General features: G+C 66.5%; 18 protein-coding genes, 1 pseudogene and 1 riboswitch. Of the genes and pseudogenes, 12 read left to right on the top strand and 7 right to left on the bottom strand.

Going from position 1 to position 21,494, the window contains the following annotated elements; genetic code table 11:
- Positions 1-29 precede the first annotated feature (29 nt).
- From hutH to hutG, 8 genes are read left to right on the top strand one after another with little or no spacing between them, the layout of a single operon-like run.
- Positions 30-1,586: a histidine ammonia-lyase gene (gene hutH, locus DW355_RS03255; protein WP_131277932.1), complete on the top strand. Its 1,557-nt coding sequence runs from the start codon at positions 30-32 to the stop codon at positions 1,584-1,586.
- A 50-nt stretch (positions 1,587-1,636) separates the two neighbouring features.
- Positions 1,637-3,343 carry a urocanate hydratase gene (gene hutU, locus DW355_RS03250; protein ID WP_131277931.1) on the top strand — a complete coding sequence of 569 codons (1,707 nt, stop codon included), beginning with the start codon at positions 1,637-1,639 and terminating at the stop codon, positions 3,341-3,343.
- Positions 3,344-3,402: 59 nt separating this feature from the next.
- Positions 3,403-4,020: a HutD/Ves family protein gene (locus tag DW355_RS03245; protein ID WP_131277930.1), complete on the top strand. Its 618-nt coding sequence runs from the start codon at positions 3,403-3,405 to the stop codon at positions 4,018-4,020.
- Positions 4,017-5,264 carry an imidazolonepropionase gene (gene hutI, locus DW355_RS03240; protein WP_131277929.1) on the top strand — a complete coding sequence of 416 codons (1,248 nt, stop codon included), beginning with the start codon at positions 4,017-4,019 and terminating at the stop codon, positions 5,262-5,264. Before DW355_RS03245 ends, hutI begins: the two co-directional genes overlap by 4 nt.
- A gap of 31 nt (positions 5,265-5,295) precedes the next feature.
- Complete coding sequence (locus tag DW355_RS03235) at positions 5,296-6,684, top strand: FAD-binding oxidoreductase (protein ID WP_131277928.1); 1,389 nt, start codon at positions 5,296-5,298, stop codon at positions 6,682-6,684.
- A complete protein-coding gene (locus DW355_RS03230; protein WP_131277927.1) occupies positions 6,681-7,883 on the top strand; it encodes an aminotransferase class I/II-fold pyridoxal phosphate-dependent enzyme in 1,203 nt (400 codons plus the stop codon). The genes DW355_RS03235 and DW355_RS03230 overlap by 4 nt, the downstream gene beginning before the upstream one ends.
- Positions 7,867-9,333, top strand: a complete 1,467-nt coding sequence (locus DW355_RS03225) for a formimidoylglutamate deiminase (protein WP_131277926.1) — start codon at positions 7,867-7,869, stop codon at positions 9,331-9,333. The genes DW355_RS03230 and DW355_RS03225 overlap by 17 nt, the downstream gene beginning before the upstream one ends.
- The gene (hutG, locus tag DW355_RS03220) at positions 9,330-10,151 is read left to right on the top strand and encodes an N-formylglutamate deformylase (RefSeq protein ID WP_131277925.1); all 822 of its coding nucleotides are present in this window, start codon (positions 9,330-9,332) and stop codon (positions 10,149-10,151) included. The genes DW355_RS03225 and hutG overlap by 4 nt, the downstream gene beginning before the upstream one ends.
- A gap of 15 nt (positions 10,152-10,166) precedes the next feature.
- Here the strand turns inward: hutG and DW355_RS03215 are convergent, their stop codons facing one another.
- The 5 genes from DW355_RS03215 to DW355_RS03195 all read right to left on the bottom strand — a co-directional run bounded on the left by DW355_RS03215 (position 10,167) and on the right by DW355_RS03195 (position 15,433).
- Positions 10,167-10,703 carry a 6,7-dimethyl-8-ribityllumazine synthase gene (locus DW355_RS03215; RefSeq protein ID WP_131277924.1) on the bottom strand — a complete coding sequence of 179 codons (537 nt, stop codon included), beginning with the start codon at positions 10,701-10,703 and terminating at the stop codon, positions 10,167-10,169.
- A gap of 83 nt (positions 10,704-10,786) precedes the next feature.
- A riboswitch (FMN riboswitch) is annotated at positions 10,787-10,945 on the bottom strand.
- Positions 10,946-11,804: 859 nt separating this feature from the next.
- On the bottom strand, positions 11,805-12,266 hold the full coding sequence (locus DW355_RS03210; protein WP_131277923.1) for a DUF2846 domain-containing protein: 462 nt from the start codon (positions 12,264-12,266) through the stop codon (positions 11,805-11,807).
- Between the two features lie 364 nt (positions 12,267-12,630).
- Positions 12,631-13,452: an ABC transporter permease gene (locus DW355_RS03205; RefSeq protein WP_131277922.1), complete on the bottom strand. Its 822-nt coding sequence runs from the start codon at positions 13,450-13,452 to the stop codon at positions 12,631-12,633.
- A gap of 3 nt (positions 13,453-13,455) precedes the next feature.
- Positions 13,456-14,304, bottom strand: a complete 849-nt coding sequence (locus DW355_RS03200) for an ABC transporter permease (protein ID WP_131277921.1) — start codon at positions 14,302-14,304, stop codon at positions 13,456-13,458.
- A gap of 100 nt (positions 14,305-14,404) precedes the next feature.
- Positions 14,405-15,433, bottom strand: coding sequence for an ABC transporter substrate-binding protein (locus DW355_RS03195; RefSeq protein WP_131277920.1), 1,029 nt, complete (start codon positions 15,431-15,433; stop codon positions 14,405-14,407).
- 333 nt (positions 15,434-15,766) lie between these two features.
- Between DW355_RS03195 and DW355_RS03190 the strand changes: the two genes are divergently transcribed.
- The 4 genes from DW355_RS03190 to argE all read left to right on the top strand — a co-directional run bounded on the left by DW355_RS03190 (position 15,767) and on the right by argE (position 19,087).
- Positions 15,767-16,180 carry a RidA family protein gene (locus DW355_RS03190; RefSeq protein ID WP_131277919.1) on the top strand — a complete coding sequence of 138 codons (414 nt, stop codon included), beginning with the start codon at positions 15,767-15,769 and terminating at the stop codon, positions 16,178-16,180.
- 7 nt (positions 16,181-16,187) lie between these two features.
- Entirely contained in the window at positions 16,188-16,859 is a 672-nt protein-coding gene (locus DW355_RS03185) for a DUF1028 domain-containing protein (RefSeq protein WP_131277918.1), read from the top strand.
- A gap of 66 nt (positions 16,860-16,925) precedes the next feature.
- Positions 16,926-17,885 (top strand): LysR substrate-binding domain-containing protein, encoded by a 960-nt coding sequence (locus DW355_RS03180; RefSeq protein WP_131277917.1) that lies wholly within the window; start codon positions 16,926-16,928, stop codon positions 17,883-17,885.
- 20 nt (positions 17,886-17,905) lie between these two features.
- Positions 17,906-19,087: an acetylornithine deacetylase gene (argE, locus tag DW355_RS03175; RefSeq protein WP_131277916.1), complete on the top strand. Its 1,182-nt coding sequence runs from the start codon at positions 17,906-17,908 to the stop codon at positions 19,085-19,087.
- Positions 19,088-19,090: 3 nt separating this feature from the next.
- Here argE and DW355_RS03170 read toward each other — a convergent pair.
- Together DW355_RS03170 and DW355_RS03165 are read right to left on the bottom strand one after the other, a co-directional pair.
- Positions 19,091-20,233 (bottom strand): annotated as a pseudogene (locus DW355_RS03170) (alpha-hydroxy acid oxidase).
- A gap of 6 nt (positions 20,234-20,239) precedes the next feature.
- Positions 20,240-21,490 carry a flavin-containing monooxygenase gene (locus tag DW355_RS03165; protein WP_131277915.1) on the bottom strand — a complete coding sequence of 417 codons (1,251 nt, stop codon included), beginning with the start codon at positions 21,488-21,490 and terminating at the stop codon, positions 20,240-20,242.
- Positions 21,491-21,494 lie beyond the last annotated feature (4 nt).

Below are 21,494 nucleotides of genomic sequence, written 5' to 3'. Positions count from 1 at the left end.
ACGCCCGTACTTGTCTAGACAGGAATGCCATGACAGCTGACCCCACCCTCTCGACCCTGACGCTCACACCGGGCGACGTGCCCCTGGCCCACTGGCGTGCCATCTACCGCGGCGCGGCACTGCGCCTGGACCCCGATGCCGCGCCGGCCGTTGTCGCCAGCGCCGAGACTGTGGCGCGCATCGTCGCGCGCGGCGAGCCGGTCTACGGAATCAACACCGGCTTCGGCAAGCTGGCCAGCGTGCGCATCCCCGCCGAGGACTTGGAAACCCTGCAGCGCAACATCGTGCTCTCGCACGCAGCCGGCGTGGGCGAAGCCACGCTGCAGCCGGTGACGCGCTTGATGATGGCGCTCAAGCTGGTCAGCCTGGCCCAAGGTGCCTCGGGCATCCGCCCCGCCACCCTGGCCTTGCTGGAAGCCATGCTGGCGCGCGGCGTGATCCCGGTGGTACCGGCCCAGGGTTCGGTGGGCGCGTCGGGCGACCTGGCGCCGCTGTCGCATATGACGGCGGTGATGATCGGTGTCGGCGAGGCCGAGACGCCGAGTGGCCGCCTGCCGGCCCTTGAGGCACTGGCCCGCGCGGGGCTGGCGCCGGTCACGCTCGGGCCCAAGGAAGGGCTGGCCCTGCTCAACGGCACCCAGTTTTCCACCGCCAACGCGCTGGCCGGCTTGTTCGAGGCCGAGCGTCTGTTCCAGTCGGCCTTGCTGACCGGGGCCCTGGCCACCGACGCGGCCAAGGGCTCGGACGCGCCCTTCGATCCGCGCATCCACGCCCTGCGCAAGCACCGGGGTCAGATCGCGACCGCCGAGGCGCTGCGCCAACTGCTCGCCGGCAGCCCCATCCGCGCCTCCCATCTGCAGGGCGACGAGCGTGTGCAGGACCCGTATTGCCTGCGCTGCCAACCGCAGGTGATGGGGGCCTGCCTGGACCTGCTGCACCACGCGGCGTCGATGCTGGAGACCGAGGCCAATGGTGTGTCCGACAACCCGCTGATCTTCAGTGCTGACCATGGCGGCGAGGCGCTTTCGGGCGGCAACTTCCACGCCGAACCCGTGGCCTTCGCGGCCGACATGATCGCCATGGCCATCTGCGAAATCGGCTCGCTGGCCGAGCGCCGCGTCGCCATGCTGGTGGACCCGGCGTTGTCAGGGCTGCCGGCCTTCCTCACGCCCAAGCCCGGCCTGAACTCGGGGTTCATGATCCCGCAGGTCACGGCCGCCGCCCTGGTTTCGGAGAACAAGCAGCGTGCCTACCCGGCCAGCGTGGACTCCATTCCGACTTCGGCCAACCAGGAAGACCACGTCTCCATGGCCGCGCACGGCGCCCGCCGCTTGTTGCCCATGGCCGAGAACGCCATGGCCGTGATCGCCATCGAATGGCTGTGCGCGGCTCAGGGCTGCGACTTCCATGCGCCGCTGCAGACCAGCGCGCCGCTGAGCGCCGTGCGCGCGCTGCTGCGCCAGCAGGTGCCGCACCTCGATGAGGATCGCCACATCAGCCCCGACCTGCAGGCCGCCATCGCCCTCGTGCGTGGTGGCGCCCTGGCGCAGGCCGCGCCGTCCGTGAGCCTGCCGGCCCTGGCCTGAGTTCTTCTTCTGTTCCAAGCCCGTTCCAAGATTTGTCCCAGGAGCTTTCCATGACCACCACCACCGACCCCCGCCTGGACCCGACCCGCGTGATCCGCGCCCCGCGCGGCAATACCCTGCACTGCAAGAACTGGATCACCGAGGCGGCCTACCGCATGATTCAGAACAACCTGGACCCGGAAGTGGCCGAGAACCCGCAGGCCCTGGTGGTCTACGGCGGCATCGGCCGCGCCGCGCGCAACTGGGAATGCTTTGACCAGATCCTGGCCAGCCTCAAGGAACTGAACGAGGACGAATCCCTGCTGGTGCAGTCGGGCAAGCCGGTGGGCGTGTTCAAGACCCATGCCAACGCGCCGCGCGTGCTGATCGCCAACTCCAACCTGGTGCCCAAGTGGGCCAACTGGGAGCACTTCAACGAGCTGGACCGCAAGGGCCTGTTCATGTATGGCCAGATGACGGCCGGCAGCTGGATCTACATCGGCGGCCAGGGCATCGTGCAAGGCACCTTCGAGACCTTCGTCGAGGCCGGCCGCCAGCACTACAACAACGACTTGTCTGGTAAGTGGATCCTGACCGCCGGCCTTGGCGGCATGGGCGGCGCGCAGACGCTGGCCGGCGTGCTGGCCGGCGCTTGCGTGCTGGCCATCGAATGCCAGCAGAGCAGCATCGACTTCCGCCTGCGCACCCGCTACGTGGACAAGCAGGCCAAGGACATCGACGACGCCCTCGCGCTGATCCGGCACCACACGGCGAAGAAGGAAGCCGTCTCCATCGCCCTGCTGGGCAACGCGGCCGAGCTGCTGCCCGAGCTGGCGCGGCGCGCCAAGGCCGGTGGCCCGAACGCCATTCGACCCGACATCGTCACCGACCAGACCTCGGCCCACGACCTGATCAACGGCTACCTGCCTCCGGGCTGGACCGTGGCGCAGTGGAAGACCGCGCAGCGCGACCCGGCGCAGCACGCCGTGCTCAAGGCCGCTGCCGCGCAAGGCTGCGCGGTGCACGTGCAGGCGATGCTGGACTTCCAGGCCATGGGCATCCCGACCGTGGACTACGGCAACAACATCCGCCAGGTCGCCTTCGACGCGGGCGTGAAGAACGCCTTTGACTTCCCCGGTTTCGTGCCGGCCTACATCCGCCCGCTGTTCTGCGAGGGCAAGGGGCCCTTCCGTTGGGTGGCCCTCTCGGGCGACCCGGAGGACATCTACAAGACCGACGCCAAGCTCAAGGAACTGTTCCCGCAGAACAAGCACATGGTGCGCTGGCTGGACATGGCGCGCGAGCGCATAGCCTTCCAGGGCTTGCCCGCGCGCATCTGCTGGCTGGGCCTGGGCGAGCGCCACATCGCAGGCCTGGCCTTCAACGAGATGGTGAAGAAGGGCGAGCTCAAGGCGCCCATCGTGATTGGCCGCGACCACCTGGACACCGGCTCGGTGGCCAGCCCCAACCGCGAGACCGAAGGCATGAAGGACGGCACCGACGCCGTGAGCGACTGGCCCCTGCTCAACGCCCTGCTCAACACTGCGGGCGGCGCCAGCTGGGTCAGCCTGCACCACGGCGGCGGCGTGGGCATGGGCTATTCGCAGCACGCGGGCATGGTGATCGTGGCCGACGGCAGCGATGCGGCGGCCGAGCGGCTGGCGCGGGTGCTGGTCAACGACTGCGGCTCGGGCGTGATGCGCCACGCCGACGCCGGTTATGAACTGGCGATTGAGACTGCGAAGAAGTTCGGCTTGCAGCTGCCCATGCTGCGTTGACGGGCTACGTCAGAACGCAAAAACGGCCGCTGTCAGAACCGCCTCATCCCCTCCGCGCCATGCCCAGCCACTTCTTCGACCGCCAGCAACTGCCCGCCACGCCGTGGAAAAACGGCGGCGGTGTCACGCGCGAGATCGTGTGCCAGCCGCCGGGCGCGGGCATGGCGTCGTTCGACTGGCGGGTCAGCATCGCCCACATCGCCAGCGATGGCCCCTTCTCGCGCTTCGAGCAGGTGGACCGCGTCATCACCTTGCTCGAAGGCGCGGGCGTGCGCCTGCGCAGCGCCGACGGGGCCTTCGACCACCGGCTGGACCGTCCTTGGGAACCCTATGCCTTTGCGGGCGAAGCGCGGGTGGTGGGGGAGTTGATCGCCGGCGATTGCCATGACTTCAATGTCATGGTGCGTCGTGGCCGTTGCCGCGCGCGCGTGAGGGTGTACCGAGAAGCGGCACCACTGCCGGCCACGGGCGAAGGGCTGGTGATGGCGCTGGCGGGTCGTTGGCAACTGACGGACATTGCGGCCGCGCCGGGAAACGAAGCGAGCGCCGCATGGACGCTTGCCGCCAACCAGGGCCTGTGGTGGCAGGATGGCGGTGGGCCCGTGCACCTGCGGCCCGAAGTGCAAGACGGCCCGCTCGCCTTGTTGGCCGTGTCCATTGAACGGGAGCACGCATGACAGTCCCACAATTGCCCAGCGCCGACGGCGTCTGGACCGACCTGACCCTGGCGCCCGAAGCCTGCGCACCGGGCTCCGCCGCGCTGTCCGATGCGGCTCTGGTGGTCACCGAGGGTCACATCGCCTGGCTGGGCCTGCGGGCCGACTTGCCGACGACCTACGCCGACCTGCCGCGCCATGACGGGCTGGGTGCCCTGGCCACGCCAGGCCTGGTGGACTGCCACACCCACCTGGTCTACGCGAGCCAGCGTGCGAACGAATTCGCCATGCGTCTGGCGGGTGCCAGCTATGAGGACGTGGCCCGTGCCGGCGGCGGCATCGTCTCCAGCGTGCGCGCCACGCGCGCCGCGAGCGAGGACGAGTTGCTGGCCCAGACCGCACCGCGCCTGCAGGCCCTGCTGGACGAAGGCGTCTGCGCCATCGAGATCAAGTCGGGTTACGGCCTCAGCCTGGAACACGAACGTGCCCAGCTGCGGGTGGCACGCCGTCTGGGCGCACAGTTCGGCGTCACCGTGCGCACCACTTTCCTGGGCGCGCACGCCCTGCCGCCGGAGTACGCGGGTCGCAGCCAGGCCTACATCGACCTGGTCTGCGAGGAGATGATGCCAGCCCTGGCGGCCGAAGGCCTGGTCGACGCGGTGGACGTGTTCTGCGAGCGCATCGCGTTTTCGCTGGCTGAGACCGAGCAGGTGTTCCGCGCCGCGCAGGCCCTGGGCCTGCCGGTCAAGCTGCATGCCGAGCAACTGTCGGACATGGGCGGGGCGGCGTTGGCCGCGCGTTACGGGGCGCTCTCGTGTGACCACATTGAGCACCTGAGTGCCGAGGGCATCGCCGCCATGCGGCAGGCTGGCACCGTGGCCGTGCTGCTGCCCGGGGCCTATTACTTCCTGCGCGACACGCACCTGCCTCCCATCGCCGCCCTGCGCGCGGCGGGTGTGCCCATGGCCGTGTCCACCGACCACAACCCCGGCACCTCACCCACGCTCAGCTTGCTGCTGATGATGAACCTGGCCTGCACCTTGTTTCGCCTGACCGTGCCCGAGGTGCTGGCGGGGGTGACCCGCCACGCGGCCGAGGCTCTGGGCCTGCGGCAGAGCCACGGAAGTTTGGCGGCGGGGCGACCCGCGAACTTCGTGCTGTGGCCCTTGCAAGACGTCGCCGAGCTGCCCTACTGGTTGGGACACAAACCGTCTTGCACCATCGTGCGCCAGGGGCGCGTCGCGCGCATCGCAGGGCGAGACTGAGCAAGCGTCCAACGCACACGAAAGACCCGGCATGTCCCCGACCCGTTTCCTGGAAGAACTGACGGCCACCCTGGGGCCAGACCTCGTCTTGCCCGGCCCCGAGGTGCCCGAGACGTATCACACGGACTGGAGTGGCGCGCCACCCGTGCGTCCGCTGGCCTTGGCGCGCCCGCGCAACACGCCTCAAGTGAGCGCGCTGATGCGCCTGTGCAGCGCGCACCGCGTGCCCGTGGTACCCCAAGGCGGGCGTACCGGCCTGGCGGGCGGGGCCGTGCCCGTGCCCGGTTGCGTGCTGCTGTCGCTCGAACGCATGCATGCCATCGAGCAGGTCGACGCCCGTACCGCCGTGCTCAAGGCCCAGGCCGGCGCGACCTTGCAAGCGGTGCAGGAAGCGGCGCAGTCCGTGGGCCTGCAGTTCGGCGTGGACCTGGGCGCGCGCGGCAGCTGCCAGATCGGTGGCAACGTCGCCACCAATGCCGGAGGCAACGGCGTGCTGCAGTTCGGCATGCTGCGCGAACAGGTGCTGGGGCTGGAAGTGGTGCTGGCCGACGGCACGGTGCTGCCCATGCTGCGGCCCATGATCAAGAACAACACCGGCTACGACCTCAAGCAGTTTTTCATCGGTGCCGAAGGCACGCTGGGCATCGTCACACGCGTGCTGCTGCGCCTGCGGCCCCGGCCTGGCGCGCGCACCACGGCCCTGTTGGCCTTGCCGCACTTCGACGCCGCGCTTGCCTTGCTGGCGCGTTTGCGCACGTATTTTGGCAATGACGTGGCCGCATTCGAGCTGATGTGGGACGATTTTGTGCAGACCTCGCTGGCCTGGCAGCAATTGCAAGCGCCGTTCGCGCAGGCGCATCCCTTGCTGGCCCTGGTCGACCTCGACGGCCGCGACGAAGGTGGCTTGCACGCCACCGTGGAGACCGTGCTGGACGAAGCCTTGCAGGCCGGTGAGGTGGTCGATGCCGTGCTCGCCCAATCAACCGCGCAGGCGCGCGCGCTGTGGAAACTGCGGGAGGCGCCGGCCGAGTTCCCGACCCGACTGCGTCCGCCCATCAACTTCGACGTCAGCCTGCCGCAGGCCGACATCGGCCGCTTCGCCGACGCCTGCCGCGCGACCCTGGACGCGCGCTGGCCCGGCCACCACACGCTGTTCTTCGGCCATGTGGGCGACAGCAATCTGCACGTCACCACCGACGGCGCCAGCATCGACCACCAGACGGAACTGCTGGAAGATCTGCTGTATGAACTCGTCGCCCGTTTCCAGGGCAGCGTCTCGGCCGAGCACGGCATCGGCCTGCACAAAAAACCGTACCTCGACCTCAGCCGCACGCCGCAGGAGTTGGCGGCCATGCGTGCCATCAAGCAGGCGCTGGACCCGTTGAACCTGCTCAACCCTGGAAAGATCTTCGGTCTATGAACACCTCGCCCGATCTGCTCATGTCCTTGGCCCGACCGCAGGCGCGTGGCCTGCCGGACTACAACGCCGGCCTCTCGCCCGCCACAGTGCGCCAGCGCTACGGCTTGTCACCGGAGCAGCCCCTGGCCTGCCTGGCCAGCAACGAGAACCCCTTTGGTGCGAGCCTGGCCGTGGGCCGGGTGTTGGCCGAGCTGGCCCTGAGCGGTGAATTCAGCCGTTACCCCGACGCACGTTGCTCGGCCTTGCGTGCCGCCATCGCCGCGGGCACGGGCGTGGCGCCCGAGCGCCTGGTGTTCGGCAATGGCTCGGAAGACTTGCTCAAGCTGCTGTGCGAGGTTTTTCTGCAACCAGGCGATCGCGTGCTGACGCAGCGTCCAGCTTTCGGCCTGCATGAGATCTATCCCCGCATGATGGGCGCCGAGCTTGAACTGCTCGAACTGACCGAGGCCATGACCTTCGACGTCGACGCCTGGTGCACGGCGTTGGCGCGCGGCCCCAAGCTGGCCTTTGTGCCCAACCCGTCCAACCCGGTGGGTTGCGCCTTTGACCAAGCGGCCATGAAGCGTCTGCTGGCCGCCACGCCGGCGCACACGGTGCTGGTGCTGGACGAAGCCTATTACGAATACGCTCGCCTGGAGCCGGACTACCCCGAGGTGCTGGACTTGCTGCGCGCGCGCAGCGGCCCGTGGATCGTGCTGCGCACCTTCTCCAAGGCCTGGGGTCTGGCGGGCCTGCGCGTGGGCTATGGCATGGCCAGTGACGCAGCGCTGGTGGCCTTGCTGGACAAAGTGCGTTCACCCTTCAACGTCAACCATGCCGCCCAATGCGCCGCGTTGGCAGCCTGGAACGATGCGGCCCACATGCAGGCCAGCGTGGCCCGAACCGTGCTGCTGCGCGAAGCGCTGGTCGTACGCCTGCAAGCACTGGTGCAGCCGGGTCGACCCGGCCAAGCGCTCGCGGGCCTGCGCATCGCGCCCTCGGTGGCCAACTTCCTCTTCTTGGACCTCGGCCATCCCAGTGGCCCGGTGGCCGAGGCGCTGCTGGCCCACGGTGTGATCGTCAAGCCCTGGAAGGAGCCCGGTTTCACACACTGTCTGCGCGTGTCCATCGGCACGGAAGATGACAACCTGCGTTTTGTCCAGGCCTTGCTGCAAGTTCTGGATGACATCCCGGAGCCAGCCCATGCCCAAGTCGCCTGAAACCCAGGCCCGGGTCGTTCAGACCTCCCGGCCTGACCCCGGGAAGGACGTATTCGCCGCCCACGCCCTCTTGCCCGGGGGCTGGGCGCGCGATGTGCTGCTGCGGTGGAACGCCGCCGGCACGCTGACCGCCGTGCGGCCCGGCAGCAGCCTGCCGCCTGGTGTGGAACAGGCGAACGGTCCCGTGCTGCCCGGCTTGCCCAATCTGCACTCGCACGCTTTCCAGCGCGCCATGGGCGGCCTGACCGAATACCGCGGCACCGCGCAGGACAGCTTCTGGAGCTGGCGCGAGCTGATGTACCGCCTGGCCGGCGCCATCACGCCCGAGCAGTTGGAAGCCGTGGCCACCGGCCTCTACGTGGAGATGCTGGAAGCCGGCTACACCAGCGTCTGTGAGTTCCACTACGTGCACCATGGCCTCGACGGCCAGCCCTATGCCGACGACGCCACGCTCGCGCTCTGCCTTCTGCGCGCGGCGCAGACCGCCGGCATCGGCCTCACCCTGCTGCCGGTGCTCTACCAGACCAGCGGTTTCGGTGGCACGCCGCCCAGCGCGGGCCAGCGTCGTTTCATCCGCCGCACCGACAACATGCTGGCCCTGCTCGACCGCCTGCGCCCGCTCTGCGGGGCGCAGGGTGCGCGCCTGGGCCTGGCGCCGCATTCGCTGCGTGCTGTGCCGCCGGACGCCTTGCGCGAGGCCATCGCTGGCCTGACGGCACAGGACGCTACGGCCCCCATCCACATCCACATCGCCGAGCAGACCGGCGAGGTCAACGCCTGCCTGGCCTGGAGCGGCCAGCGCCCCGTGCAGTGGCTGCTGGACCACGCGCCGGTGGACGCGCGTTGGTGCCTGGTGCACGCCACCCACATGGACGCCGAGGAGTACCGCCGCGCGGCGGCGACCGGCGCGGTGGCCGGCCTGTGCCCAACCACCGAGGCCAATCTGGGCGACGGCATCTTCGATCTGCCGCGCTGGCTGGCCGCCGGTGGCCGCTGGGGCCTGGGCTCGGACAGCCACGCCACGGTGAATGCCGCCGAGGAACTGCTGATGCTCGAATACAGCCAGCGCCTGGCCACCTGCCAGCGCAATGTGCTGGCCACGGCCGAGCAGCCGCAGGTGGCCACCGCCATGACCCTGGCGGCCGTCGCGGGGGGCGCGCAGGCCAGCGGTCACTTGAACAATGGCGATGGCGCTGCAGCAGGCCTGGTGGCCGGCCAGCGCGCCGACCTGGTGGAGCTGGACGCCGCGCATCCGCTGCTGCAGGGCTTGAACACGCCTGAGGACATGCTCGCCACCCATGTCTTCGCCAGTCACCGCCAGTCGGCCATTGTCCGCGTCTGGGCCGGTGGGCAACTGCGCGTGCAAGACGGACAACATGCCCAGAGCGCCCCCGCGCGCGCGGGCTTCATCAACGCCCGGCGTCAGCTGCTGGAGAACACCCGACCATGAACTTTGCCACGAACGAGCCGCCTTTCCGTTTCCGCCAAGGCACGCGCCCGCTGCTGATCTCCATGCCGCATGTGGGCACCCACGTGCCGCCCGCGCTGGCGCAGCGCCTGACCGAGGAAGCGCGCGGCGTGCCCGACACCGACTGGCACCTGGAACGGCTCTACGACTTCGCCGACGAACTGGGCGCCTCGGTGCTCGTGGCCACGCATTCGCGCTACGTCGTTGACCTCAACCGCCCGCCCGATGGCAGCAGCCTCTACCCCGGCCAGAGCGTGACCGGCCTGTGCCCGGTGGACACCTTCGACGACACGCCGCTGTACCTGAACCCGGCCGAGCAACCCGACGCCGCCGAGATCGCCGCGCGCCGCGAAGCGATCTGGCGCCCCTACCACGCGCGGCTCGGTGCCGAACTCGCGCGCCTCAAGGCCGTGCACGGTGTCGCCGCCTTGTGGGACGCGCATTCCATCCGCTCGGTCGTGCCGCGCTTCTTCGAGGGCCGTCTGCCCGACCTCAACCTCGGCACCGCCGACGGCGCCAGTTGCGACCCGGCCCTGGCCGAACAGCTGCTCGCCATCGGCCGTCAGGCGGGGCTGAGCGGCTACAGCGCCGTGCTCAACGGCCGCTTCAAGGGCGGCCACATCACCCGCCAACACGGTCAGCCCGCGCAGGGCGTGCACGCCATCCAGCTGGAGATGACGCAGGCCAGCTACATGATGGAGCAACAGCCTTTCGATTACCTGCCTGAGAAGGCGGTGGGCATCCAGCCTTGGGTACGGCGGATGCTGGAGGCGGTGTTGGCCTACGTTGAGAAGCGGTGAAGCTGCCGTACCTGCTCAGGCCGGTTGCGCTCGATGTATGACCGAGGCCACGTCGTTCAGCCTGGCGAGGCTGCGCAGTGTTTCCACGCAGGCGCGCGCGACTTCCAGGCCCTTCTTGACGAAGTGCTCACTGAAGAACTTGCGATGCTCCTCGTGCTCGTGAAAGTCGTGGGGCGTCAGAACGGCCGAGAAGATGGGCACGCTGGTTTGTAGCTGAACCTGCATCAAGCCATTGATGACCGCCGCTGCGACGAAATCATGGCGATAGATGCCGCCGTTGACCACCAGTCCGCAGGCGATGATGGCGTCATAGCCGCCCGTCGCGGCCAGGCTGAGCGCGTGCAGCGGAATCTCAAAAGCGCCAGGCACCTGAAAGTGCTCGACACGCGGCGGCGTGGTCCAACTTCGCAACAGCTCGGCACGTGCCGCCGCGACCGCGTTGGCGACGATGTCCTCGTGCCAGCTCGCGCTGATGATGGCGATGCGCCGCGCATGCGAGCCTGCTGGCTCGGGCGCATCGAGAGTGGGGATGGTAGTGAGGATCTGATTCATGGATGAACTCGCTGAGAGTGATGGCCAGAATCAGGGCGCACGCGGAACTGCCGGGCGCGCCCTGCGGCGATCCCGGCCTGACCACGCGATCTCTTTCATCCGGACTGTCACCGTCGGCTCTGGCATCGCACCAGATCTGCTGACCCCGGCTTCCACAAGGGCGGATGCCGGGCGCTCGCGGGCTTGCGCAGTCGCCTGCGATTACCGCCGGTGGGGAATTGCACCCCGCCCTGAGAACGCTGCCGATCACGAGGATCGGCGGGTGCATTCTAGTGAGGTGTCACGGGCGCCGCGTCTTGGCGTGGCGTCGCCATGCATCTGCGATGCCATCTTTCTTGCGATTCCAAGAAGTTAGCGGACCCGGCGCGTCAGCATGCGACACACGGAAGGCATGAGATATCCGTGCCATGCATGGGTGGCAATGCCGAATCAAGCGAGGGGACCGGGTTATCACTTTCTGCGTCCATCGTGGTCAACAAGGAGTGCAACCTGGGTGGAAGGAGTGCTTCTGGGCGCGGCATGACCAAAGCAATAACTGGAAAGACGACCCAGCCATCTACAGAACCCGCTACACCAGGAACGGTGCCAAAGAAGACTTTAGCTTGCATTTACCCCTCGACCAACGACAGCCGGCTGCAGTGGACGCGTTGGCGTACCGACAACACCACCCGATTGCAAGGACAGGATTTCGGCGGTCATCGCAGCGGCGGCGAAGCAGCAGTGATCGCTATCGACAACCCTCTCTAAGGGGTGGGAGCGGAGCGGGCGGTCTTGCGATGGGGGTCGTGGCGCGCAATCTTCTTGATGTTGTGGACCAGACAGTAGAGACGCCGCCTGCGCTCACTCCGGTGCGACTCCTGAGGGTGAAGCGGCGCAAGCCCTTGGGACGGTGGGGTTCGCAAGCACCGGCTCGATGGCCGCAATGCGTTGGCTCCAGCTGGATTTCCTGCTGTTGAACGTCTGAGCTAACAGGGCCACTGCCGTGGGACGGCTTGGTCCGGGCGGGAAAATGGGCCGCGTACGGCAGGCCGGGCCGAGACGGCCCGCCGTGGCGGCTCAGGTGGTTCAGCGAGGTACTCGGCCTTGTCCAGCGGTGAAGACCTACTTCTTGCTGCAACTTCCATTCTTCGCGAGTTCAAGGCTGGACACTGCTTTCTTCCCTACGTCATCGCTGACGAGTTCAACACCAGCGCCGCCGACAAATACACCCATCTTGATGAACTGGCGAACGAAGTAGTTCATGCCGGCTTTGGCCTTGACTATCAGGGCGTTTGGCGAAAACTCGGATTCCGTCGAAACCTTGTGCTCAGCGTCTCCTTTTACTTCTTTAACAAAGAAAACATTTGGGGCGGATTCACCGACACATTCGCCATCGATCCATATGTCTTTTTTCAGAGAACCGCCAAAGCTTCCCGAGCGATAGACGTAAATTTTGGCGTTTCCTTCGGAAGGGGGCGCGAAGCGCTTAGCGGCGTCAGATGCCTCTTTAGATTCCATCGTCACTGACGCACACCCAGCCAAACCAAAAGAAGCGAGCAGGACCAGCAAAAATCGAAAATTCAAATCTGATTCTCCAAATTGTTTCTCAAGGGTACCGCGAGAGCGTTATCGCATGCGGTTTATCGCAGAGAGTCACTTCCAATGAGGAAAGTTGGTCTCAGCGATGATGATTCCAAAGCAATCGGGTCGTCGCATTCGGTGTAATCCCTTGGTACCCCTTGAAACTGATGCGCTGCGTGGGCTGGGGTTGGAGGGAGGCGAGGCTTAACGAGACCGCGCTTTCACCCCTGCGCCGAACTCTGCGAGGGCTGTTCGACGTCAATGCGTGGCCCGCTGGCCCAGCCGCACCGTCGGAACCTGTTGGCGGGCATGCAAGTCCCGAGTGCACCTCGGCAGCGTGTTGGCGCCAACCCGTCTACGTCCTGAATCAGGGTCTGTCCTCGATGTGGAGGATCTTGCCCAGTCCGAGAAAGTAGTTGGCGAAGAACAGCACCGCCGCCGTGACCGCGATGTAGATGACCGACAGCGCGGCCAGGGTCGGGTCGGCGAACTCGCGCACGTAGTTGTACATGGCGACCGGCAGGGTCTGCGTCGCCTGGGTCGTGACGAACAGCGAGGCGGTGAATTCGCTGAAGGACATGATGGCCGCGAACAGCCAGCCGCCGAACAGTCCGGGCGCCAGCAGCGGGAAGGTCACCGTGAACAGCACCTTGACCGGGGAAGCGCCCAGGCTGGCGGCGGCCTGCTCCAGTCGCTCGTCCAGGTTTTCCATGGACACGTACACGCTGCGCATCACGAAGGGCAACACCAGCATCACGTGGCAGAGGATGACGGTGCCGTAACCGCGTTGCACCGAGAGCTGCGACACCAGGATCAGCAGGCCCAGCCCCAGCGTGAAATGGGGGATCACCAGCGGCGCGTGGAGGATGGCCAGCAGGGGCTGCTTGCCCTTGAACGCGAGCCGCTTGACGGCCACCGACAGGCAGGTGCCGATCACCAGGGCGACGAAGGACGACCAGGCGGTGATGATCAGGCTGGCCTTGAAGCCTTCACGGAAGTCCGGGTAGCTGAAGACGCGCTCGAACCACTTCAGCGAATAGGACTCGGGCGGGAAGGTGAGGATCGCCTTCTCGTTGAACGAGGCGATGGTCACCACCACCACCGGCAGCAGCACAAAGGCCAGCAGCAGGATGATCAGCACCGGGCCGGCGATGCGCAGCGGCAGGGGCAGGGAGCTTTTGATTTTCATGTCTCAATGTCCTCCGACGGCCTTGAGGCGCTTGGTCAACAGGCTCAGGGCAAAGAGCGCGGTGCCCGTCAGCATCAGGCCGATCACGCTCAGGCTGGCCGCGAGCGGGAAGTTCATCGACGAGAAGCCGAGCTGGTAGACCAGCGTCGAAATCGTGGGCACGCGACCGCCGCCGATCATCTGGGGGGTGGCGAAGGCGCTGAAGGTCCAGGCAAAGGCGGTGGTGATGCTGGCCAGGATGCCGGGCATCGAGAGCGGCAGGGTCACGGTGAGGAAGGTGCGAACCGGGCCAGCCCCCAGGCTCTGCGCGGCCTTCTCGTAGTCGCGGTCGATGTGCGAGATGGCCGTGGCCAGCATCAGCACCACCACGGGGATCGTCACGTGCACCAGCGCGATCAGCACGCCGAAGTGGGTGAACATCAGGGGCAGCGGCCATTCGATCAGGCCCAGCTGGCGCAGCGCGCCATTGATGAAACCGTTGCTGCCCAGCACGGCGATCCAGGAGTAGGTGCGCACGATCTCGCCCAGGAACAGGGGCGTGATGGAGGTCACCAGGATGAAAGATTTGAGTGCCCGGTGCTTCACGCGTACCAGGGCATAAGCCAGCGGATAGGCGACGAGCAGGGAGAAGACCGTCGTCTCCACGCTCAGCCAGAAGGTGTTGAAGAAGGCGTCGAGGTAGATGCTCTTGCCCAGGCCGCTGAAATTGGCCCAGGTGAGCCCGCCCACGTCCAGCGAGCCTGGCACGAAAGCCCGGAAGCTGAACTGGAGGACCGTGACCAAGGACACCGCGATGCACACCGCGACGATGACGGCTGGGGAAAGTAGCCAGGCGCGTAGATCGGAGCGCATTGCGTAAACCCTGTTGTTCTGTGGATGTTCAATCGGAGAGGGAGGGCCCCGGCGGCCACTGGGCGCCGGAGTCCTCCCCGTGTTCAAACCGGTGTCGGGTTCAGTTCATGATGTTTTCAGTGAACCACTTGCGCCATTCCGCGGTTTTCTCGGCGCGCAGCTTGTTGTCGATCACGATGGTCTGGCTGTCCCACTGCTGCTTGGTGGTGAACACGCCGGGCAGCTTGGCGTCTTCGGCCGAGACGGTGGCGTTGTCGATGACGGGGCTGGCCTTCTTGGATGCCACGATCTTCGATTGCACGTCGGGGGACAGGGCGATGTTCAGGAACTTGTAGGCCAGCTCGGTCTTGCTGCTGCCTTTCATGATGGCCATGGTGTCCACGCCCAGCACGGCGCCTTCCTTGGGCATCACGACCTTGATGGGCACGCCCTGGCTGGCCATGTGGTAGGCGTTCATCGACAGGATGACTTCGACCGGCGTCTCGCCGGTGGCGATCAGCTGCTGTGCATTGGCGTCGTTGGTGTAGAAGGCCTTGAAGTTGGGCTTGAGCGCCTTGAGTTTGTCCTGGCCCTTTTCCCAGGTCGCGGCGTCACCGCCCGACAGCTTGGCGGAGACCGCGATGATGTGGCTCGGGTCGAAATCGGGCGCGCTGATCTTGCCTTTCAGGGCCGGGTTCCAGAGGTCGTTCCAGCTTTCGAACTTGACGCTGGACGGCACCAGGTCGGGACGGTAGCCGATGGAATAGATATAGGCCCAGCTGCCGATGTGGTACGGGCTGATCTTGGCGCGGTCGACCAGGTGGCTGAAGTTGGGGATCTTGCGGGTGTCCAGCTGCTCGAACAGATTGCTGCTCACGTACAGCCAGCCGATGTGCGAGGTGGTGAAGGTGATGTCGCTTTCGGGTGTGGTGGCGAGCTTGGCCTTGTTCAGGCGGTCGATGGTGCCGCCGGTCACGTACTTCACCGGCACGCCGGTCTGCCGGGTGAATTCCTTGCCGATGTTCTCGTCGATCAGGTCGCGGAAACTGCCGCCCCATGTGCTGACCACGAGCGCGTTGTCCTGGGCTCCGGCCGTGGTGGCCGTCAGCGCGGCGGCGAGCGCCCCCAGTGCTAGAAATTTGCGAATCATTGATAGACCTCGATAAGAAAAGTTGAACATCTGCCCACGGTGAGGATGTGTTGGTGCGTCTTGGTCCCCGGAACGCAAACAACATGCCTGCACCAAATCGCCCTCGCATCACGGTACAGATGATGGAAAAGCTCGGCCGCGTGGCCAAGTCGCCTTTTACTTAGAGGTGGCTCAAGTTTCCCGATGGGGCGGCGCGGAAGCCCATGCTCGGAAATTCCTAAACGGTCGCCCGGAAAAAACAAATGGCGCGAAGGATCGGCAGCGATGACCATGGCGGCCTCAGGCGTCGATCACGTTCTCTATTGACGTTTCCTCATTGCCTCCAGCGTGACCATGAAACACACCCGCATCCGACCGTTCAACACCAAGATCACCTATCCCGAGCAGAAGCTCGACAACGACCTCTGCCAGGCCGTTGTCGCGCGCGGTCGCACCGTCTTCCTGCGCGGTCAGATTGGCCAGAATCTGGATACCTCCGAGAGCGTGTGCATCGGCGACGTCGCCGGCCAGGCTGAGCAGGCCATGGCCAACATCGCGATGCTGCTCAAGGAGGCGGGCGGCGAGCTGCAGGACATCTGCAAGATCACCATCTACCTCATCGATCCACGCTACCGCGAGGCGGTCTACCTGGTCGTGGGGCGCTGGTTGAAGGGCGTCTACCCGGTGTCGACCGGGATCGTGGTGTCGGCGCTGGCGCGCCCGGAGTGGCTGGTCGAGATCGACGCCACCGCCGTCATTCCGGATTGAGGCGCCCATGACCTTTTCCATCATCGCGCGCTGCCCTAGCACCGGGCAATTCGGCGCGGCCGTCGCGTCCTCCTCGCCCGCGGTCGCCTCGCGTTGCGTGCGTGGCCGCAAGGGCGTGGGGGCGGCGGCGAGCCAGAACATCACCGACCCGGATCTGGGACCGCTGATCCTCGACTTGCTTGCCAGCGGCATGACCCCCGAGCAGGCGGTGGCGGAGCTGCGCAAGCGCCCCTTCATCGACTACCGCCAGCTGATGGCGATCGACGCGAGCAACCCACCGGTGGTCTTCACGGGCGCCCAGGCCTTGGGAACGTTGGCCAGCGCCGTCGGAATGCATGCGGCCTGTGCGGGCAACATGCTGCGAACGCCCGAAGTGCCCCGGGCCATGCTGTCGGCCTTCGAAAGCAGCGAAGGCGCGCTGGCCGAGCGCCTGATGCAGGCCATGCTCGCTGGTCAGCAGGCCGGCGGCGAGGAAGGCCCGGTGCATTCGGCCGGCCTGCTGGTGTATGGCGAGCAGAACTGGCCCATCGTCGACCTGCGCCTGGACTGGGTGGAGCACGATCCCGTGCAGGCCCTGTACGTCACCTGGAAAGTCTACGAGCCGCAACTGCAGGCCTACATCACGCGCGCCTTGGACCCGCGCGCCGCGCCCAGCTTCGGCGTGCCTGGCAATCTGTGAGGGGCGGTCGCTACACTGGCAGGCCGCTTTCAGGTGCCGGAGTCCGGCGCCCCATTTCACTTTGACATGCTCAACCGCGTTTCCCTGCGCCAAATGGAGTACTTCGTCGCCACGGCGAAGTGCGGCAGCATCGCCGCTGCCTCGGCGCAGATCCATATTTCGTCGCCGTCCATCTCTGCGGCCATCGCCCACATCGAGTCCGAGCTCAATGTGCAGCTCTTCGTGCGCCATCCGTCCAAGGGGCTGGGGCTGACGGCGATCGGAACGCTGGTCCTGAGCCAATGCGAGGACGTGCTGGAGCGGTCCTCGCGCCTGTATGAAATCGCTTCGGACACGGCCGACGTGATCCAGGGGCCCTTGCGGGTCGGAAGCTTCCAGTCGCTGACGGCCATGATCGCGCCGGAAGTCATCTTCGGCTTTGCTCGCGCCTTCGACAAGGTGGCGCTGCAGATGGTCGAGGGCGACCAGGAAGTGCTGATGAACAAGCTCCACGCGCTGGAGATCGACCTGGCCATCACCTACGACCTGAACATGGGCGACGACATCGAGTTCGAAGCCCTGGCGACCCTGCCGCCCTATGTGCTGGTCAGCGAGCTGCACCCGCTGGCCCAGCAGAGCGCCGTCACCCTGGAGGAGCTGGCGCCCGAGCCTTACGTGCTGCTCGACCTGCCGATGAGCCGCGATTACTTCACCTCCTTGTTCACCCAGGCGCGCGTCACGCCCAACATCGTGGCGCGCTCGCGTTCCGAGGAGGTGGTGCGTTCCATGGTGGCCAATGGCATTGGCTACGCCCTGTTCAACGTCCGGCCCAAGTCCAACCAGTCGCTCGACGGCAAGCGCATGGTGCGCGTGCGCCTGGCCGGCAACAACCGCCCGATGCTGCTGGGCCTGGCGACCTACAAACCCATGAAGCAGTCCAGGCTGGTTCGCGTGTTCATGGAGCGCTGCCGCGCCTACATCTCCGACCAGTACATCCCCGGCATGAGCGCGGCCAGTTTCTTCGACCCTCATATTTCGGCGTCCTGAACGTCACGCTTCCCCTGGTCATGAACCCCGCATCGTCCACACCGTCCCCCAGCGTCACCCTGCTGGAAACGCTGATCGCCTTCCCCTCGGTGTCCTTGAAGCCGAACCTTGGGCTCATCGAGAAGGTGGCAGAGATCCTGGCGCAAGCCGGCATCACCGCGACCTTGGTGCCCGATCCGCAGGACCCAAGCCGCAGCAATCTGTACGCCTCGGTCGGCCCCGAAGGTGTTCCGGGCGTGCTGCTGTCCGGGCACACCGACGTGGTGCCGGTGGAGGGCCAGCCCTGGACCTCTCCGCCCTTCGAGGCGACGCACCGGGAAGGCCGCATTCACGGGCGCGGCGCGGCCGACATGAAAGGCTTTGTCGCCTGTGCGGTCACCGCCATGGTGGCCGCGGCCCGGCGGCCGCTGACCCGTCCGCTGCAATTGGCGCTGTCTTTTGACGAGGAGATCGGCTGCGTGGGCGTGCGTCACCTTCTGCGCCGACTGGAAGGCCGTCGGCCCGCGCCTTATCTGTGCATCGTGGGGGAACCGACCTTGATGCGCATTGGCACCGGACACAAGGGCAAGGCCGCCTACCGCGCCATCTTCTGTGGCCAGGCCGGCCATTCGGGCCTGGCGCCCCGCTTCGTCAACGCGATCCACATGGCCAGCGACCTCGTCGCGTCGGCGCGGGACGTGCAGCGCGAGCTGGCCGAGACCGGTCCGCGCGAGGCGGGCTACGGCGTGCCCTACAGCACCGTCCACGTCGGCACGATCCACGGCGGACGCGCCCTGAACATCGTGCCAAGTGACTGCGAGGTGAACTTCGAGATCCGCAACGTCTCGCAAGATCTGCCTGAACGGATTCTCGAACGCATCCTCGCGCGGCTCGCGGTGCGCGTGGCCAGCGATGCCGTGCACCCCGACGTGCCGCTGCCAGAGATCCAACTGAGCAACAGCTACCCCAGCCTGAACACGCCCGAGGATGCACCCGCCGTCGGTCTGCTCAGTTCCCTGCTGCCGCCTGGCACGCCGCGCACCAAGGTCGACTACGGCACCGAGGGTGGCCTGTTCCAGCAGAGTTGGGCGCAGACCCCGGTCCTGGTTTGCGGTCCGGGCAGCATCGAGGTGGCCCACAAGGCGGACGAGTACGTGGCGCTGTCGCAGATCGAGGCCTGCGACCGCATGCTGCAGGGGCTGGTCGACTTTCTGTGCCAGTGAGGCTCAGCGCAGCGAGAGGATCTCGCGGCCCACGCTGGCGATGTCGGTCTTGCCGCAGAAGGCCATGGACAGATCGAGCTCGTTCTGAATGAGTTTCAGGACGGTGCCCACGCCCTGCTCGCCCATCGCGCCCAGGCCATACAGCATGGCCCGGCCGATGTAAGTGCCGCGCGCGCCCAGAGCGATGGCCTTCAGCACGTCCTGACCGGAGCGGATGCCGCCGTCCATGTGCACCTCCACCCGATGACCCACCGCCTCCACGATGCGCGGCAGGGTCGAGATGGACGAGGAAGCGCCGTCCAGCTGGCGCCCGCCGTGGTTGGACACCACGATGGCGTCGGCGCCGCTTTGCACCGCCAGACGGGCGTCTTCCGGGTGCTGGATGCCCTTGACGATCAGCTTGCCGGCCCAGCGCTGGCGTATCCATTCGATGTCCTGCCACGACAGGCGCGGGTCAAACTGCTCCCGCGTCCACTCCACCAGCGAGCCGATGTTGTCCACCCCCTTGGCATGGCCGACGATGTTGCCAAAGTGGCGGTGCCGGGTTTGCAGCATGTTCCAGCACCAGCGGGGTTTGCCCGCCAGGTTCAGCAAATTGCGCAGCGTCGGTCAGGGCGGGGTGGACAGGCCGTTCTTCTTGTCCTTGTGGCGCTGGCCGAAGACCTGCAGGTCCATGGTCACGACGAGCGCCGAGCAGTTGGCGTCGCGCGCGCGGTCGATCAGCTCGGCGACGAAACCCCGGTCGCGCAGCACGTAGAGCTGGAACCAGAAGGGGTGTCTTTGCGTTGCATCGGCCACCGCCTCGATCGGGCAGATGCTCATGGTCGACAAGGTAAAGGGGACGCCGAACTGCTTCGCGGCCCGCGCCGCCAGGATCTCGCCGTCCGCGTGCACCATGCCGGTCAGCCCGGTGGGCGCGATGGCGACCGGCATGGTGACCGGCTGGCCCACCATGGTGCTGCCGGTGCTGCGCGTCGTGATGTCCACCGCCACGCGCTGGCGGAATTCGATGTTCTGAAAATCCGCTTCATTGACCCGGTAGGTGTATTCGGTCCACGATCCGGTGTCGACGTAGTCGTAGAACATGCGCGGCACGCGCTGTTGGGCGAGCACGCGCAGGTCCTCGACGCAGGTGATTTCGGCCATGCCCGCTCAAGCTTTCTCGTAGGTCCGGTAGCCTTCCTGGGTCACGATGTGGTCCGCGATGTACTTCGCGTCGTGCCAGACCCCGTAGATGAAGGACGAGGCGCGGTTGACCAGGTTCGGCAGGCCCAGGAAATAGATGCCGCTTTCCGCCGAGATGCCGCGCTTGTGGAGGGGCAGGCCCTTCTCGTCGAAGGCGCCGACCTTGAGCCAACGGTAGTCGAAGGTGAAGCCGGTGGCCCAGACGATGGTGGTGATGTCGGCCTGTGCCAGGTCCAGGCGCAGGATCGGGTGTGTGAGGCAGCCCGGGTCCGGAAGCAGTTTCCAGGCTTCGGGTTCCGGCGGGAAGGGCAGGCCGTTCTTCTCGATGTAGGCGTCGGCTTCGCGCAGCACGTCGAAGTAGGCCTGGTCACCATCGCCCACGTTCTTGGCCAGTCCTTCCTCGAACTGGATGACGCCGTCCTGGTAGGACCGGGTCAGGCCCACGAGCTGGATGCCCATGTGCGCCAGGCGGCGGAAATCGACCGTCTTGCCGCCTTCATAACCGCTGACAGCGAAGGCAACGTGTTGCTTCTTGGGCTTGATGGCGACTTCGTCCCAGAGGCCCAGCGCGCCCAGCCACCAGCAGTAGTCGCGGCCGCGGTAGGAGCGCGGCGGACGGTAATGCTCGCCCACCGACAGGTACACCGTCTTGCCGGTCTTGCGCAGTTCCTCGGCGATCTGCGAACCCGAGGCGCCTGCACCAACCACCAGCACGGCGCCTTCGCGCAGCTGCGCCGGATTCTTGTAGAGCGAGGAATGCAGCTGTTGGACTTGCGCGCTCTCGGGCACGATGTTTGGATAGACCGGGACCTGGAAGGGTCCGGTCGCCGCGACCACGTTGACCGCTTCGATGACGCCTTCGGAGGTCGTCACCTTGAAGCCCGGGCGGCCGACCAGCCGTTCCACCTGCTGGACCTCGACGCCGCAACGCACGGGTGCCTTGATCATCCGGGCGTATTCCTCGAAGTAGTCCGCCATGCGCTCCTTGGGCGGAAAGGCTTCGGGGGAAATGCCGCTGAACTTCAGCCCGGGGAAGCGATCGTGCCAGGCCGGGCCATTGGCGACCAGGGAGTCCCAGCGCTCCGAGCGCCACCGTTGCGCGATCCGATGGCGCTCCAGCACGATGTGCGGGACACCCATGAGCGCGAGGTGCTCGCTCATCGCGATGCCCGCTTGACCACCGCCAACCACCAGCGTGTTGATTTTTTCCACTGACATGTGA

The sequence above is a fragment of the Hylemonella gracilis genome (assembly GCF_004328645.1).
Classification (GTDB): domain Bacteria; phylum Pseudomonadota; class Gammaproteobacteria; order Burkholderiales; family Burkholderiaceae_C; genus Hylemonella; species Hylemonella gracilis_B.
The sequence above is the reverse complement of the archived record's forward strand: the minus strand, read 5'-3'. Positions and strand labels throughout refer to the sequence as shown.